Source organism: Veillonella dispar (assembly GCF_937975875.1).
Lineage (GTDB): Bacteria > Bacillota > Negativicutes > Veillonellales > Veillonellaceae > Veillonella > Veillonella dispar_B.
Genome location: NZ_CALJSP010000067.1, coordinates 1 through 14,658, shown reverse-complemented (window position 1 = coordinate 14,658; position 14,658 = coordinate 1). Strand labels below are relative to the sequence as shown.

16 protein-coding genes and 1 pseudogene are annotated in these 14,658 nt (G+C 38.5%); 3 read left to right on the top strand and 14 right to left on the bottom strand.

Features of this window, described 5'->3' with window-relative positions; translation table 11 throughout:
- Nucleotides 1–94 precede the first annotated feature (94 nt).
- The 4 genes from Q7P05_RS03390 to Q7P05_RS03375 all read right to left on the bottom strand — a co-directional run bounded on the left by Q7P05_RS03390 (nucleotide 95) and on the right by Q7P05_RS03375 (nucleotide 2,742).
- Nucleotides 95–721, bottom strand: a complete 627-nt coding sequence (locus Q7P05_RS03390) for a site-2 protease family protein (RefSeq protein ID WP_024047872.1) — start codon at nucleotides 719–721, stop codon at nucleotides 95–97.
- Between the two features lie 85 nt (nucleotides 722–806).
- A complete protein-coding gene (locus tag Q7P05_RS03385; RefSeq protein ID WP_298632132.1) occupies nucleotides 807–1,577 on the bottom strand; it encodes a carboxymuconolactone decarboxylase family protein in 771 nt (256 codons plus the stop codon).
- Nucleotides 1,578–1,665: 88 nt separating this feature from the next.
- Nucleotides 1,666–2,064: a hypothetical protein gene (locus tag Q7P05_RS03380; protein WP_105089942.1), complete on the bottom strand. Its 399-nt coding sequence runs from the start codon at nucleotides 2,062–2,064 to the stop codon at nucleotides 1,666–1,668.
- Between the two features lie 159 nt (nucleotides 2,065–2,223).
- Entirely contained in the window at nucleotides 2,224–2,742 is a 519-nt protein-coding gene (locus Q7P05_RS03375) for a MarR family winged helix-turn-helix transcriptional regulator (RefSeq protein WP_295230882.1), read from the bottom strand.
- A gap of 360 nt (nucleotides 2,743–3,102) precedes the next feature.
- Here Q7P05_RS03375 and Q7P05_RS03370 point away from each other — a divergent pair, with 360 nt between their 5' ends.
- On the top strand, nucleotides 3,103–3,693 hold the full coding sequence (locus tag Q7P05_RS03370) for a nitroreductase (RefSeq protein WP_303930445.1): 591 nt from the start codon (nucleotides 3,103–3,105) through the stop codon (nucleotides 3,691–3,693).
- Nucleotides 3,694–4,085: 392 nt separating this feature from the next.
- Entirely contained in the window at nucleotides 4,086–5,417 is a 1,332-nt protein-coding gene (gene pgtP, locus Q7P05_RS03365) for a phosphoglycerate transporter protein PgtP (protein WP_367171059.1), read from the top strand.
- Nucleotides 5,418–5,513: 96 nt separating this feature from the next.
- Here the strand turns inward: pgtP and Q7P05_RS03360 are convergent, their stop codons facing one another.
- From Q7P05_RS03360 to Q7P05_RS03325, 8 genes are all read right to left on the bottom strand, one after another.
- Nucleotides 5,514–6,287, bottom strand: coding sequence for a hypothetical protein (locus Q7P05_RS03360; RefSeq protein ID WP_105089946.1), 774 nt, complete (start codon nucleotides 6,285–6,287; stop codon nucleotides 5,514–5,516).
- Nucleotides 6,288–6,847: 560 nt separating this feature from the next.
- Nucleotides 6,848–7,201 (bottom strand): Spx/MgsR family RNA polymerase-binding regulatory protein, encoded by a 354-nt coding sequence (locus Q7P05_RS03355; protein ID WP_005384960.1) that lies wholly within the window; start codon nucleotides 7,199–7,201, stop codon nucleotides 6,848–6,850.
- 84 nt (nucleotides 7,202–7,285) lie between these two features.
- Entirely contained in the window at nucleotides 7,286–7,606 is a 321-nt protein-coding gene (locus Q7P05_RS03350; RefSeq protein WP_105089947.1) for a HigA family addiction module antitoxin, read from the bottom strand.
- Nucleotides 7,607–7,622: 16 nt separating this feature from the next.
- Nucleotides 7,623–7,907 carry a type II toxin-antitoxin system RelE/ParE family toxin gene (locus tag Q7P05_RS03345; protein ID WP_005384956.1) on the bottom strand — a complete coding sequence of 95 codons (285 nt, stop codon included), beginning with the start codon at nucleotides 7,905–7,907 and terminating at the stop codon, nucleotides 7,623–7,625.
- Between the two features lie 382 nt (nucleotides 7,908–8,289).
- Nucleotides 8,290–9,006: a DUF554 domain-containing protein gene (locus Q7P05_RS03340; RefSeq protein WP_005384954.1), complete on the bottom strand. Its 717-nt coding sequence runs from the start codon at nucleotides 9,004–9,006 to the stop codon at nucleotides 8,290–8,292.
- Between the two features lie 393 nt (nucleotides 9,007–9,399).
- Entirely contained in the window at nucleotides 9,400–9,999 is a 600-nt protein-coding gene (locus Q7P05_RS03335) for a DNA-3-methyladenine glycosylase I (RefSeq protein ID WP_303930440.1), read from the bottom strand.
- Nucleotides 9,999–10,442: a hypothetical protein gene (locus Q7P05_RS03330; protein WP_039968845.1), complete on the bottom strand. Its 444-nt coding sequence runs from the start codon at nucleotides 10,440–10,442 to the stop codon at nucleotides 9,999–10,001. Before Q7P05_RS03330 ends, Q7P05_RS03335 begins: the two co-directional genes overlap by 1 nt.
- Before the next feature lie 440 nt (nucleotides 10,443–10,882).
- Nucleotides 10,883–11,419 carry a flavin reductase family protein gene (locus Q7P05_RS03325; protein ID WP_303930438.1) on the bottom strand — a complete coding sequence of 179 codons (537 nt, stop codon included), beginning with the start codon at nucleotides 11,417–11,419 and terminating at the stop codon, nucleotides 10,883–10,885.
- A gap of 173 nt (nucleotides 11,420–11,592) precedes the next feature.
- On the opposite strand from Q7P05_RS03325, the gene Q7P05_RS03320 reads away from it, so the two are divergent.
- On the top strand, nucleotides 11,593–12,942 hold the full coding sequence (locus Q7P05_RS03320; RefSeq protein ID WP_303930437.1) for a hypothetical protein: 1,350 nt from the start codon (nucleotides 11,593–11,595) through the stop codon (nucleotides 12,940–12,942).
- 134 nt (nucleotides 12,943–13,076) lie between these two features.
- On the opposite strand, the gene Q7P05_RS03315 is transcribed toward Q7P05_RS03320, so the two are convergent.
- Nucleotides 13,077–14,318 (bottom strand): hypothetical protein, encoded by a 1,242-nt coding sequence (locus tag Q7P05_RS03315; RefSeq protein ID WP_303930435.1) that lies wholly within the window; start codon nucleotides 14,316–14,318, stop codon nucleotides 13,077–13,079.
- 35 nt (nucleotides 14,319–14,353) lie between these two features.
- Nucleotides 14,354–14,658: pseudogene (locus tag Q7P05_RS03310) on the bottom strand (flavin reductase); the annotation flags it as partial.

The following is a 14,658-nucleotide window of genomic DNA, read 5'->3' as shown; positions in this document are numbered from 1 at the left end:
AGGAATGGAAACCACTTCTGGTAAAACCGATGGAGAACGTAGATGCATACCATAGATTTATCACCTATACGGTAGAGGCTTTCACAAAATATATTTATAAAATCGTCCCAATGATTGCAAAGTAAATTTTGAAAATCGTTTGTTGCAATGGACGGATTACCATAGAAATAATCGGTGTATTAATAAGGATGATAAAGAAGATCAAGTTAATCATCCCTAATTGGTAATATTTAATTTGCCATTCTGTTGGTAGCCACGGCAAAATGATATTAAAACCAGGTAATGGTGGGAATGGAATTAAGCAGAAAATGGAAAGGCCAATGCTATACAAAATAATGTATTGCATAACCATCGGTAAACCAGGTGACTGCATAAGATTCAAATTACCTAAGAGTACGTATATGAAAGTAAATACGAAGCCTGTAATCAAGCCTGCTATAGGACCTGCAAAAGCAAGTAAGCTCATATCACGGCGTGGGTCTTTAAAGTAAGATGGATTAATAGCCATCCCTTTAGGCCAGCCAAAGCCAACTAGAATAATACAGATAGTACCTATTAAATCAAGGTGTGCCAAAGGAGATAATGTGAGGCGCCCCGCCATCCGAGGTGTTGGATCGCCAAACCAGGTAGCTACCTTGGCCTCTGCATATCCAAAGACAGAAAAAACGATGATAATAGCGGGAATACTAGCTAATATCTGTATCGGATTTAAATCAAACATAGAACTCCTTTATATTTACCTAACATGTTTATGAACTATATATCATATATAGATTACATAACACGTTGATGTATTACATGATTTCTTATTGTTTAGCTTCCCATGCGGTATAGCCGTCTTGAATGCAACGAAGGGCATTCAATGTACGAGGGTAACCGATGTACGGTACGCATTGGGAGGCGATGTTAATCAAATATTGTTTACTGTTGCCTACATTCAAGTTGCCTTCTACGTGAGCCTTGAGCTGAGGTTCACAGCCACCTTGAGCCGCTAAGAAACAGAAGGTAATCATTTCACGATGAGCCACACTCAATCCTTTACGAGTGTAGTAGTCACCGAACATATTAGCAAGCCATTTCTTGATATGACGTGTCTCTTCAGGGCCTTCTTGGTAAGAATTACGGATAGACTCACCAAAGATTTCAACTTGCTTTTCAACGCCCTTTTCAATGCGAGACTCACTAGTGATTGTGCTGCGAGATGGATCTACAACAGTTTCCCCACGATAGTCAAAAATCTTATTTGTGACTTTAAAGAATGGACGCACACGACCGATACCAAGATATGGCACAGCTTGATAAAGGAGCTCTATTACTTCATCGGGAATCAAGCCAAAGTTAAGTGCTGCTGGTAGCATCAACGCATATTCATCGACGGCAGATACACCCACTAATGTAGCAAGGATAGCCAAGAAACGATCCTTGGCAGGCACATTGCGACCCTCTTCGGTAATAACTTCGTCAAAGGCAAAATTATCAAACAATACTTCAAACTCAGGGTCGATATAACCTGCAGGGGCTGCAATATCAGGGAACATGCGCTCCGTATAGGCTTGAGCAAATTCAGATTTAGACATAGGAAACCTCCATAAACAACACTGGTGAAAGCCCAAAGGAGCTTTCACCAGCAATAGTTATGTAATTATTACGGCTTGCGCCATCAAATTATAAAGCTGGGAAAGAGAAATCAGTGCCGTATACTTCTTTCCAAGCAGCCAAGAACATGTTGTATTCATTAGAACCAGGAGTGATTTGGTACGCTTGACCATCTGGAGAGAAACGATATACAGTATGCAAGCTTGGGTGAACAATGTATTTGAACAATGTAGCTTCACCATATTGGTTGTTATGCATATTCACTACATTAATGCCGAATACATAGTTACGGCTACTATCAATACCACTGAATTGGGATGCTTTATCAAAGAAGTATGTTTCAGAACCATTTGCACTGTTTGGAACCTCTGGATAGTTAGCTAAACCATTCCAGTTTGCTGCGTTAGCAACACCACCAACTAATAATGTACCGGCTAATACAAATGCGCCTAATAAATTTTTATTCATAATGCTCTCCTTTTGCCTGAACGGCATCTCACGAACAGGTCATATCTCACATGACCTCAGTACAATACGTTATATGTATAGTATATCACATTTTATGAAAATATTAGATATATTAAATTAGAGAATGATGCATATGAGATCTTACTAAAATACACTACATTAGCGCTTAAGCTTCTCTGCTGTTCTAGCATTAGCGTTATCGATTGCGTCTAACAATTTGTTAAGCAACATGCGCAATTGACGCGTTTCTTCTACGTCGAAAATCGGACCTGCAGATTCAGACAAGCGGCGCGGTACATGAACAGCTTCGTCACGTAATGCTTTACCAGTATCAGTAAGGGTTACCATAACGACACGTTCATCTTGACGACTACGCTTACGCTTTAAGAATGCTTTAGCTTCTAATTTCTTTAAAAGTGGTGTTAATGTACCAGAATCAAGGCGCAATACTTGACCTAGTTCTTTAACGGACAAATCACCATATTGCCACAATGCCATCATTACGATGTATTGAGTATATGTCAAATTTAACGGATCTAAGTGACTGCGATATGCATTAACAATTTCCTTCGCCACTACATAAAGTGGGAAGCTCAATTGGTTGTCTAATTTCATGTACTCTGCATCAGGTACATCTTCTTTATGTTTATAACCTTCCAGTACGCCAATTTCTGCCATATTCTACCTCCATATGCACACAATAATCTACAAATTAATTGTACACAATTCTACAGCAAGCAGTCAACGTAAAAAATCTACTTTGTCCACAAATTTTTAAATTTGTCAATTATTTAATATATTTTTTCTTTTTTATTAAAAAACGAGTACTTCTATAGAATTTATGGGCAGAAATCACACCATAAAGCTGTGAAACTATTAATAAATTTTTTTGATATTAGAATTCAATACCACATCCCGCCATGTGCTGCATCTTCTGCAGCTCTTTCTAAATCTCATTCTAAATTTCTTTCTAGATCTATGTCCTGTAGTATAATAAAAGAAACTCTATATAAAACTGATTGATAATAGGAGGACTATATGAACACCTTAGAATGTATCAAAACACGTCATAGTACGCGTAAATTTAAAGCTGATCAATTATCTCGAGAGCTTATCGATCAAGTCCTCGACGCTGGCCGCCGTGCTCCATCTGGCGGTAATACACAATTGACACATTTTATGGTCATCACAAACCAAGATGTGCTCAAAGAGCTAGTAACACTCGTTCAAGAGGAATACGGCAAAATGCCGATTACGGAAAATACATTACCTTACATGGTAAACATCATCAAAATGTCCGCTGAAGGCAAGTTTGTATTCAACTATAATGCACCGGTTCTCATCGTACTCGCTAGCCAAGCAAACTATGCGAATAACTTTGCCGATGTATCTTGTGCGATGCAAAACATGATGCTTGCTTGCAACGAATTAGACCTTGGTAGCTGCTGGGTTAACCAAATCCGTCACCTTCAAGACAACGAACGCATCCAAGCTAAAATGCGTGAACTAGGTCTAAAAGACGGTGAAAAAGTCTATGCGAGCCTTGCATTTGGCTATCCAGACTTACCAAACGGTCTTAACCGCCGCGAAATCGAAGCCAAAGGCTATCCTGTAACATATATTGATTAATTGAGACTATAAAATCAATATATTCACGTATGTATATAAATATATTCACAATTAATATACAATACAAAAGCGCTATCTATCCCACAACTCTAATTGAGTTTTATTCGGAATAGATAGCGCTATTTTATTGACTATATTAGGTTTAGCTCATGATGCCTTATCAATCAAATCAGTAAATAAATTTTAATTACCCTTCAAATACGCGTTTGCGAGCTGCTTTTACAAGAAGACTACCGCCATACAGTAGATTTTTTAATAATACTCAACCTATGCCAAATACCCATAATGGTACGTTAAAATAACTATTTATCATAATTAAAAATAAAACATAGTCGACTTTTAGTCATACATGGTATGATAAAAAAGACATTTTGTAGAAAGGATGTGTGATGATGTCGATTTTCTCTCCAGCTCCTCATATTGAACGATTACCAGAGGGGCAAATCGATTCCACCTACAAACGTCTTCGCAAAGAAGTCTTTGCAGGTACTTTTATTGGTTATGCTACATTCTATTTGATCCGCCAAAACTTTAGTTTGGCTGTTCCGTACATGATTGCTGAGTACGGTTACACTAAAGCGGATCTTGGTATTGTCATGACCCTCTTATCCGTAGCGTACGGCGTAAGTAAATTTGTCATGGGTAATGCGTCTGACCGCTCTAACCCAAAATACTTCTCCACAGTAGGTCTATTGCTCAGTGCTTTAGTTATGTTATTATTCGGCACCTTACCTGGTGTTTTAAGCAGTATTCCTATCATGTGCGTGCTCGCCTTCTTAAATGGTTGGTTCCAAGGCATGGGCTATCCTCCATATGCGAAAAATATGGTAACTTGGTTCTCCCGTTCTGAACGCGGCGCTTGGTGGTCCTGGTGGAACGTATCCCACAACCTTGGTGGCGGTATCATCGCACCCCTTGCTACGTTAGGTATCTATCTATTTGGTACATGGCATAGTATTTTCTTCTTCCCTGCTCTTATTTCTATCGTGTTAGCTGTAGTTACATTCTTCTTGTTGAAAGATACACCTCAATCCTGTGGCTTGCCACCTATTGAAGAATATAAACACGAAACAGTTGCAGCTGAAGTAAGTGATGAAAACAAAACTACTTTCAAAGAAATCTTCTACAAATATATTTTGCATAACAAATACTTATGGTATCTTGCAATTGCGAATATCTTTGTGTACTTCATCCGTTATGGCGTAGTAAGCTGGGCTCCTACTTATTTGACAGCTGTAAAAGGCTTTACAAAAGAAGGTTCCCGTTGGGCTTACTTCTTATACGAATGGGCTGGTATTCCAGGCATGCTCGTAAGCGGCTATTTGAGTGACCGTGTATTCCGTGGCCGCCGTGCACCAGCTACTATCTGCTTCATGCTATTCGTTATCTTGGCGATCCTCGTTTACTGGTTCAACCCAGCAGGCAATATCCTTATCGATAACTTAGCACTTATCGCTATCGGCTTCCTCATCTACGGTCCTGTTATGATGATCGGCCTTCAAGCAGCAGACATGGTACCACGGGTAGCAACAGGTGGTGCTACTGGTCTTACAGGCCTTCTTGGTTACCTCATCGGTTCCGCTGGTGCTGGTGCCTTCATGGGTCTCATGGTTGACCTTTATGGTTGGGATGGCGGCTTCGTAGCCCTCGTTGGTGCATGTATCCTCGCTATCGTATTCCTACTTCTCACACTTGGTGATAAATCCCAAGCAAAAGAACAGTAATCTACAACTAACAGTTGTTTGAACACAAAAATCCCCTAGTAACACATCGTTACTAGGGGATTTTATTATGTCTAAAACTATACACTGCACTACATTCTATGCTACGCATAAAGAACTATTGAGAACTTTCAAATTATACACGAGACCAAGTCGCGCCAATCCGTGCAACGCAACAGCCGTAACAGGATCCATGAAGCCAAATACACCAGCACCGATAATGGCGATATGGAATACAATGGACACGATGAGTAAACCTAAATGAGACTGCTTTGTTCCTTTTGAAAGCTCTGATACGGGAGATGCATCATCCACAAGAGAGCCCATCATGAGCGCCACTAAGATAAGCTCCAAGGAACACGGGCATAGTACCAATAACAAGGTTACGGTATGTATGAAATCCTGTGTCAATGCAAAGGAACCCATAGATAATAGCAATACAGCCACAACAATAACAGATGAATAATTGTTAATGCCCTGACGCATAGCAACGAGTTGAGATGGCATGGCAGGAAGCATATCATCATCTAAGGTATAATGTGACTCGCCTGTGATAAGCTGTTCCAAGAAAAAGCCAGCCTGTACGATGAGGCCCACATAGGCCGCCGTATGATAATCGCCAATGGAAATGAGCGCTACCATGGCCACAACAATAAGGAAATTAGCATGGATCTCTAAATGCTTCAAAATACTTTGAACGCTATTAATGAGCAGCGGCAAACCACAAACGAGAACCGTCACCCAAGCCAAGTCAATAACAGGATTGAATGACTCTGTGATGGCATCTAATAGAATAAATAAAACACCTAGCGCCAAAATAGCACCTTGCGTGAACAACGACACCTGCGCCGATAAAGACTGTAAAAATTTCATATAGACCTCTATACACTAGAACCGGCCTTACTTACTCCGGAAATAAAACAAAAACAACACAATATTAATTCAGAACTCTCTATACCTAAATTAATTCAAAACCCTATGAACCTAAAGTATTTGATAAATCTATGTACCCATAGGGGTATATCTACAATGTAACCATTATACAAAATATGCGAATTATATACAAATCATTTTTTTCGATAAATGATAAAGAACTACAATTTCTTTATGTAGTACCAAAAGAATAAATTTATAAAAATGACTTCTCCTTTAAGAGCTTTAGTTGAAAACTCTTATTTCTTTATTAGACATAGAAAGAACAGATCCCTAAAAACGACTTAGCTCACTATGGAGGCCTTCCAATAGGCCTAAGTTGAAGATCCTAATTTCATATAAAAAGAAAAGCACCTATCTCTAAAAATGACATTCCCTTAAGAGCTTTAGTTGAAAGCTCTTATTTCTTTATTAGACGTAGAAAGAACAGGTCCCTAAAAACGACTTAGCTCGCTATGGAGGCTTTTAGGGACCTGTTCTTTCGGTTAACTAATATGAAATTAAAGCTTCAACGCCTCGATCCATTCTGCTTCTTTAAAGCCAACGAGTACTTTGTCTTCAAGAACCAAGATAGGACGTTTCACAAGCATACCATTGGATGCTAATAAAGCGAGTTTTTCTTCTTCGCTAAGGTTTGGTAATTTATCCTTCAATTGTTGTTCACGATAAATCATACCAGATGTATTGAAGAATGCTTTTAAATCTTTACCAGATTGTGGATACCACGCAGCAATTTCTTCAGCTGTAGGATTTTCAGACTTAATGTCACGATCTGTGTATTTAATATTATGATCATCTAAGAATTTCTTTGCTTTTTTGCATGTTGTGCATTTAGGATATTCAACAAATAACATAGCGTCTCCTTATAGTAATACATAATGTTATAACGATATATTTATAAGTTAAGTGTACCAAATATATCGAAAATTATCAATATCTCATTGACAGTCTACAGGTTCTAATGCATTACAATGATCAATAGAGCTTAATACTTCCTCCATCCCTGCACTATGCTTTGCGGTACGTAAATCAACATCCATCTGCAACCGCAAGAAATATCCTTCAGAAACACCAAAGTATTTAGCTAAACGTAGAGAGGTGTCTGCTGAAATAGCTCGTGTCCCATTCAAGATTTCCTGAATACGCGAAACAGGCACATGTATATCTTTAGCTAATCGATATGCAGATAGTCCTAATGGCTCCATAAACTCTTCTTTCAATATTTCACTGATGGTAGGTGTTGGAATAAACTTGTCCATATATATTCCCTCTCTATTAATGATAATCTATAATTTCTACATCATAAAAACTATTAATATCTTTCACTTTAAAACATAATCTATACTGGCTATTAATCCGTAAACTATACTGGCCAAAGCGATTGCCTTGCAATAACTCTAATCGGTTACCAGGTGGCCACCTTAAATCCTGTATCGATTCAGCATTATCTAATAATATTAGCTTACGAAGAGCTAATCTTTGTATAAACGGTGAAAAGCGTTTAGAAAAACTCTGATGGTAAACCTTTTCTGTTTCCTTATCTTTAAATCCGATAATCATAGAACCTCTCCTTTGATTATACCTGTTTTACAGGTATAACTCAATAATATATACCTGTATTTCAGGTATATTGTGGAATAACTTTATTCTATAAATGATTTCGGTAAAAGATTTCTCTAAAACAGCACTCAAATCCTACTGTTCTTCTGACTCTATTGGTCACCTATTTCGGAATGTATCTACTTCTAGTTATCACTTGAAGATAAGCAAAGATTAATACTAACTTTTAAAAAATTATCCATGTGACTAATGGCTACAAATATAAAAAGACCTATACTCTCCAGGCTTTCATGTACAAAGTACAGCAGTGAAAGGTTAGAGAATATAGGTCTCTTATAAAATCTATATATTATTTTTCTTAGTATTCATAATACGATTTACATTAGAGCAAGAATGTAAGCCCCATGGCTACAAAGATGGCTGGTAATAGGTTCGCAATGCGGATTTTACCAGGCCAGATGAGGTCAATACCGACGCAGAAGATCAGAATAGAGCCCACGTAGGATAGGTTATCGATGGCACTCGGTGTCATCAACGGTGCTGCGATGTGTGCCATAGCGGTAATAATCCATTGAGTAATCCCTACAGGAATAAAGGAGAACAACGCGCCCTTCCCCATAGAGGATACCATAACCATAACGATGATACCGTCGAGGATACCTTTTAATAAGAGCGTTTGGTAATTACCCGTTAAGCCGTCTTGAATAGAACCGAGTACGCCCATGGCTCCCACTGTAAATGTAAGGGATGCCGTAATAAAGGCGTGCGTAAACTGCGGATCACCAGTGTTACCAGTTTTGGCTTTCACCCAGTCGCCAAATACAGTAATCCAACGGTTAAGGTCGATAAGCTCACCAATTACGGCGCCTGCCACCATGCTAATGATCATCAGCATAGGCCCCGTCGTTTGTATCGTTCCGTTCACGATGACTAGCATATACTGCATGGCACCGCTCATCCCGAGGAGGAGAACAATAATGCCGCTCACCATCATGAGCGTCTGTTTTAAATTTTCTTTCATAAACCGACCAAATGCAAGTCCACACAAGCTGCCGGCTATGATAAGGCCAATATTAATGGCCGTACCCAAACCAATCATATATTTCCCTTTCTAAATTGTGAAAGTAATATTTTATTTCATCATCAGTATATCAACTACATCGAAATAAATCAATCTACCATAGCATACAACCAATCTATGCCATATGGCCCTAGATAAAAACATATAGCAAAAAGCCCCTATCCCGTGAAGGATAGGGGCTTCATGTTGTGTTTATAGCTTTGAGAGAGAAGTATATGAGAGACCCGCTTTGGAGAGAGAGAATATATGTGTTTGTATATAAAGCGGGCCGACATATGATGGAACGCTATCTTTCCATCGACTATAGTGTACACCTTAAAGTGCGGTTTAACACAAGTTCAATTTTGTAAAACTAATCATGTATAAAAACTATTGTTAACTAACGATTATACAAATACGTTACAACCTGTATTAATCCTCAGCGTCTGCAGGCAATCGAGCAATATCTGCGGTCTTATTAATCTCGTCAAAACAAGGACAGTCTTTACCGTGATCGTTGATAAGGCCACTAGCTTGCAGATGGGAATAAACAGTAACAGGGCCTACAAACTTAAACCCGCGCTTCTTCAAGTCCTTACTAATCCGCGTAGACAGACCATTCTTTGCTGGCACATGCCCATCGGGGTGGCTTTCATAAATAATAGTTTTATTATCTGTGAAAGCCCAGATATAGTTGCAAAACGAACCAAATTCATCTTGAATACGTTTAAAAGCAGAAGCATTATTGATGATAGCCTCAATTTTAGGACGAGACTTGAGCATGCCCTCAGTCTCCATAATCCGTTCTATGTCGCTTTCACTATAAGCAGCAACCGCATCAATATCAAAATGATCAAAACAGCCTCGAATGATGTCTCGTTTATTCAAAATCGTGAGCCAACTGAGACCACATTGGAGGCTTTCAAGACAGAGATGTTCAAACTGCAAGCGATCATCATGAATAGGACGACCCCACTCATGATCGTGATACGCCTGATACAAAGGCGTCGTCGGCCATGCACAAGTAGCCACTACACACCTCCATGGGCCCAGACGAGGACATCATACATGAGCGCTACCACGAGGCCCATCACGAGATGACCGCCCACATAAAACGGCACAAGATAATAAATGAATAGCAACAGTGAATGTAAGGCTCTGCGGAGCCATACAATCGGTGTAGACGTACCGCCGCCCACCTTGCCATCAAGCCAATTATGGACGATATAAATAGGTGTACCTAATCGGACAATCCAGTCGGGCATACGTTTTCTAGGATTGAGTCCTGGGCAATACAAAATCACCAAGGGCAACGCCACCGCATCAAGGATAAGCAGCACCGTTAAGGTCAGGGAGAATAAGTCTATCTCGCCTTCCCACGTCAATGGATGAGCTATAAAGCGGAGCGCCCACAAATAGGCTTTATATACGATATACGGTTCTAATAGCCATAATAAGGGCTTCACTACACTCATGGGACTACCTACGCCAAACACAAAATAAGAAAACTACGCATTCGCGTAGTTATTTTTGATACTATTATTATATCAGATTTTGCACTTTTTGTGGGGTTAAAATTCATAAAATTTTATCAAAATATACAATTTATAGTAGTTCTCAATGAAAGAACCCACTATATAAGCTATTCCTCACTGTCGGCTCATATATACTGATTTTTCATCAATTTTATGACTTATTTTGATAAATTACCATAAAATCTAGTGTAAATTCCAGCATAAAACCTTGCTCAAACAACTAAGAATTTGCATCAATATCATGTGGCATTTTTAACCCATTCCCTATGTTATTATTAATACAGGTAGTAAATACCGTCTCACTTTCTCCTTTTGAAAAAATATAACTACAAATAAGGCAGTCCATCAGGACTGCCTTATTTGTATATTACATAGATTGTCTATTTCTCTATAGTCTCAACTATTTCGCCGATGTACATATAGTGTGGTTCCCAGCGATCACTGCCAGCTTTTGTATATTCAGGAGGATTGGATGCATAATACTCTTTTATTTTATCCGCTAAATGTGCTTCATCGAATTGATGTTCGTAAAGCTTTTTGCATACAAAAGTTAACTCTGCTTCTTCAAACATGACACCATCATCTACTGCAACTGGTGTTAAGCCCGAATTAGCCACCTTATCTTCGTCACGACCAGAATGAGATCCTAAATAACCAAGAGCCTTACGTTGGCTTTCAGGCAAGAAACTAACGGTAAACGTATCATATTTCGCCATGAATTCTTGGGTATAACGAGCTGGATGAATATACACAGTTACTGTGGAAATATCATTACCAACTAGGCCCCACATGTTGCCCATGCTGCCCCAGCTAACAGTACAAGTATTAAAATCCTCAGGTGTACCAGCTGTAACAAGAGCCCACCGCTTTTCAAACATAGTAAATGCTTTATAGTCTTTTGATTCAAATGGTTTCATAATGACCTCCGGTTTATCTTATTTCCCAACCTCGTATAACTATCCTAACCCAATTATATAATGCACTAATATACAATACAATAAGTATTATGTTATATAATTATACTTAGTAACATAACCAATGGATTATGACAGTATCAATAGATATGAGAGTATAAACGGGAGATACTACCATGACAAAACTACCACTATTAGCGGGTGCTTTCATAATGAGCACTATATTATCACCAATAGGAGCCATTGATGTTAATATTCCTGGTGCAGACTCAAAGATTTCAAAGGATGCTTACATAAATTATCAAGCCACGACCCCTGATATTGAAAAGGATGTGGTAAACTATGTGGAAACACTAAAGTTAACAGACAAGGCTAATGGTATTAGTAAAAACGAAATTGAGTATGCTAAAGCGGCCTCTATATATCGCGGTCAAAATTACCATAATACAGTCATCTCCATTCATGACCAATACAACCAAATTCGGCTTTCATTCCCAGTAGCGGGCCAAAAAAGTGATTATGATATAGGACGTTACAAAAACCCAAGTCGAACCATTGAAGACTATCGGGTTTTAACCGATAATGGAAGTCTCAACTTAGAAATTGACTACGCAGATTCCAAAGACTACGACTGGCGCAACACCAAAATAGCTTATGAAAAGTTGACAGATAAAAACGTTCGTGACTTCTTTCTAGACAAGGCCAAACAAAATCCGGCAAAACAGATTTCTGATATAAAGGGCACTGTATTTTCATACCCAACTCTGACCTACAGCACTTGGGATAGCATGAAGATGCCACACTTTGAAAACGGAAAAAAAACAACTTTGACCATCGACACGATCAATTTTAAGTTTAAAGGCTATAACATGCGTCAACCCTTATATCATGCAGGGTTTGTCTATTATGATAACAACCCCGTTCTGAATAAAGTTCCTACAGATAAATTATTGGCTAATTATGTGCTTCCCTCTGTGCAAAATCTAAATGAATTAAATCAATATTCACGCATAGAAAACTTAAACGGTGTACAATACCGCGTACCAAAAGACGCTATATACATAGGTGAGGAAAAAGGCACCGAGTACCAAGATATTAGATACTACAAAAAGGGGAACATAACATTCTTTGTTTCTACTAATAATATTCCTAAAAACCCATATGCGCGCGATCTTGTTGTAAACGGGCATTACAATTTTAACATTAATTTAGATACGTTCTGGAATATATACTATTCCCAGCCAACATCAGATTATATTAATTATTCCGTTATATGGAATAATAATATTCCTGGATTATCCACACACATCTATACACCTCATAAGGATGATCACATCCTAACCTTTCAATCCTATGATGGGACCTATAGCTTTACCTATATCATCTTTTACCCAAGTTTTTTACATGCTGAGAAAGTTCAAAAATTACGGAATATGATTGAGTTTTTTGAGTCTACCAATAATCCTAGCTTTAAACTAAAAGAGCATGTTTTATTCCCAGATGCAGAGGAGAGCCATGCCCATTAAAACATCGTTCAAAATCTAATAAGATGTGTAACCAAAACAGCCAGTACTGCAAATCGCAATACTAGCTGTTTTTCTTTCTCTATTTCTTTTTATGCATAAGTGTATCTACACATAGACAAAATATTAGTTAATCTTTAAGGCAATTTAAAAACATCAGCCTCCCAAATATACTTCAACGCAGGAAACTCTTGCTTATGCGGACGATTGATCAATTTTGCCATTTCTACCATATTACGAATATCATGATAAGACGTCTTCACCGTATTGGCTTTATAAGCAACTTCAATGCTGTACACATATTTATCATCACGGATTGTAAAATATGTATAATTAATACCATTATCAAATTTTACACTGCCACTAAATGCAGGCATACCATTACGCCAAATGGTCGCATTATCATTAACTGAATACGGGTATTTTCGGCTCATCGTATCCATCGTAGAAAAAGCACCTGAATAAAAATGTTTTTCATCATTTGGAAAAATCGGACGGCGCTTAATCAGCTGCACTATATCGCCCACCTTATAAACGCGCGTTTCCTCACCATAGGATGTAGGCTCATAATCGGCTTTTCTCGTACTATTCTTGAGCACACGATATTCAAGGTTTCCCCATTTCTCAACATTAGAATAGCGATCTATCGCCTTTGTATCCTCTACCGATGGAATCACATAATTTGCTAAAGCCCCTTCTGCATACCTAATATGATCTGGATTGCCATTACCACGATTTATGATGTTAACACGATACACATGATTCGTATCACTAGGCAGGGAAAACTCAACACCCGTACTCGTACGCGGCTCAGCTTTCTCTTCTTTTCCGGGGATGAGTGTCATAATCCCATACTTCTGCTGCCATTGACCATTTTTTACCGTTTTATATGTGAAAGCCCGATCCGTATAGGTAGTCTTATCATCCACATCGACTACGATATCTGCATTCATACTTTTAATATAATATTGAGGGATACCATTTACGACATTAACAACTGAATTAGTGTTATCATTAATCGCCTTACTTTCAAGACTTGGATAAGGCATAGAAAAGCGAATATGCTGTGTATCATCGTCAAAGATGAACACCGTACTTTGATTAGCTTGGCGTTTTAAAAACTTGGCATTACCATCCATATATGCCTTAGCTTGCTCTACCGTTCTACGCCCATTTTTCACAGTCTGCGCTACCACAGGGCCTGAGCGACGTCTAAACTGAGCCTCTACCAGATTCATATCAACACTATTATAAGAATAGCTTTCATAAGCAGTATCAGGCACCATGGCATCTCCACCAGGAAGATTTATATTGGCAGCATGTACTGTTACTATAAGACCAAACGAATAAAGGCCTATTAAAATAGTTCTTTTAATCATACAATTCCCTCAATATAAATAAGTTGTATATAAGACTATCCCTCTATGGCCTCAAATACTTCGCCGATGTACATATAGTGTGGTTCCCAGCGATCTTTGCCAACTTGGGTATACATAGACGGATTGGCTGCATAATATTCCTTTACGTTATCCGCTAAGTGAGCTTCATCAAATTGATGTTCATACAGTTTTTTACATACAAATGTTAAATCTGCTTCTTTGAAAGTTACCCCATCACCTGCTGCAACCGGTGTTAAACCAGAGTTAGCCACCTTATCTTCATCTCGACCAGAATGAGATCCTAAATAACCAAGAGCCTTACGTTGGCTTTCAGGCAAGA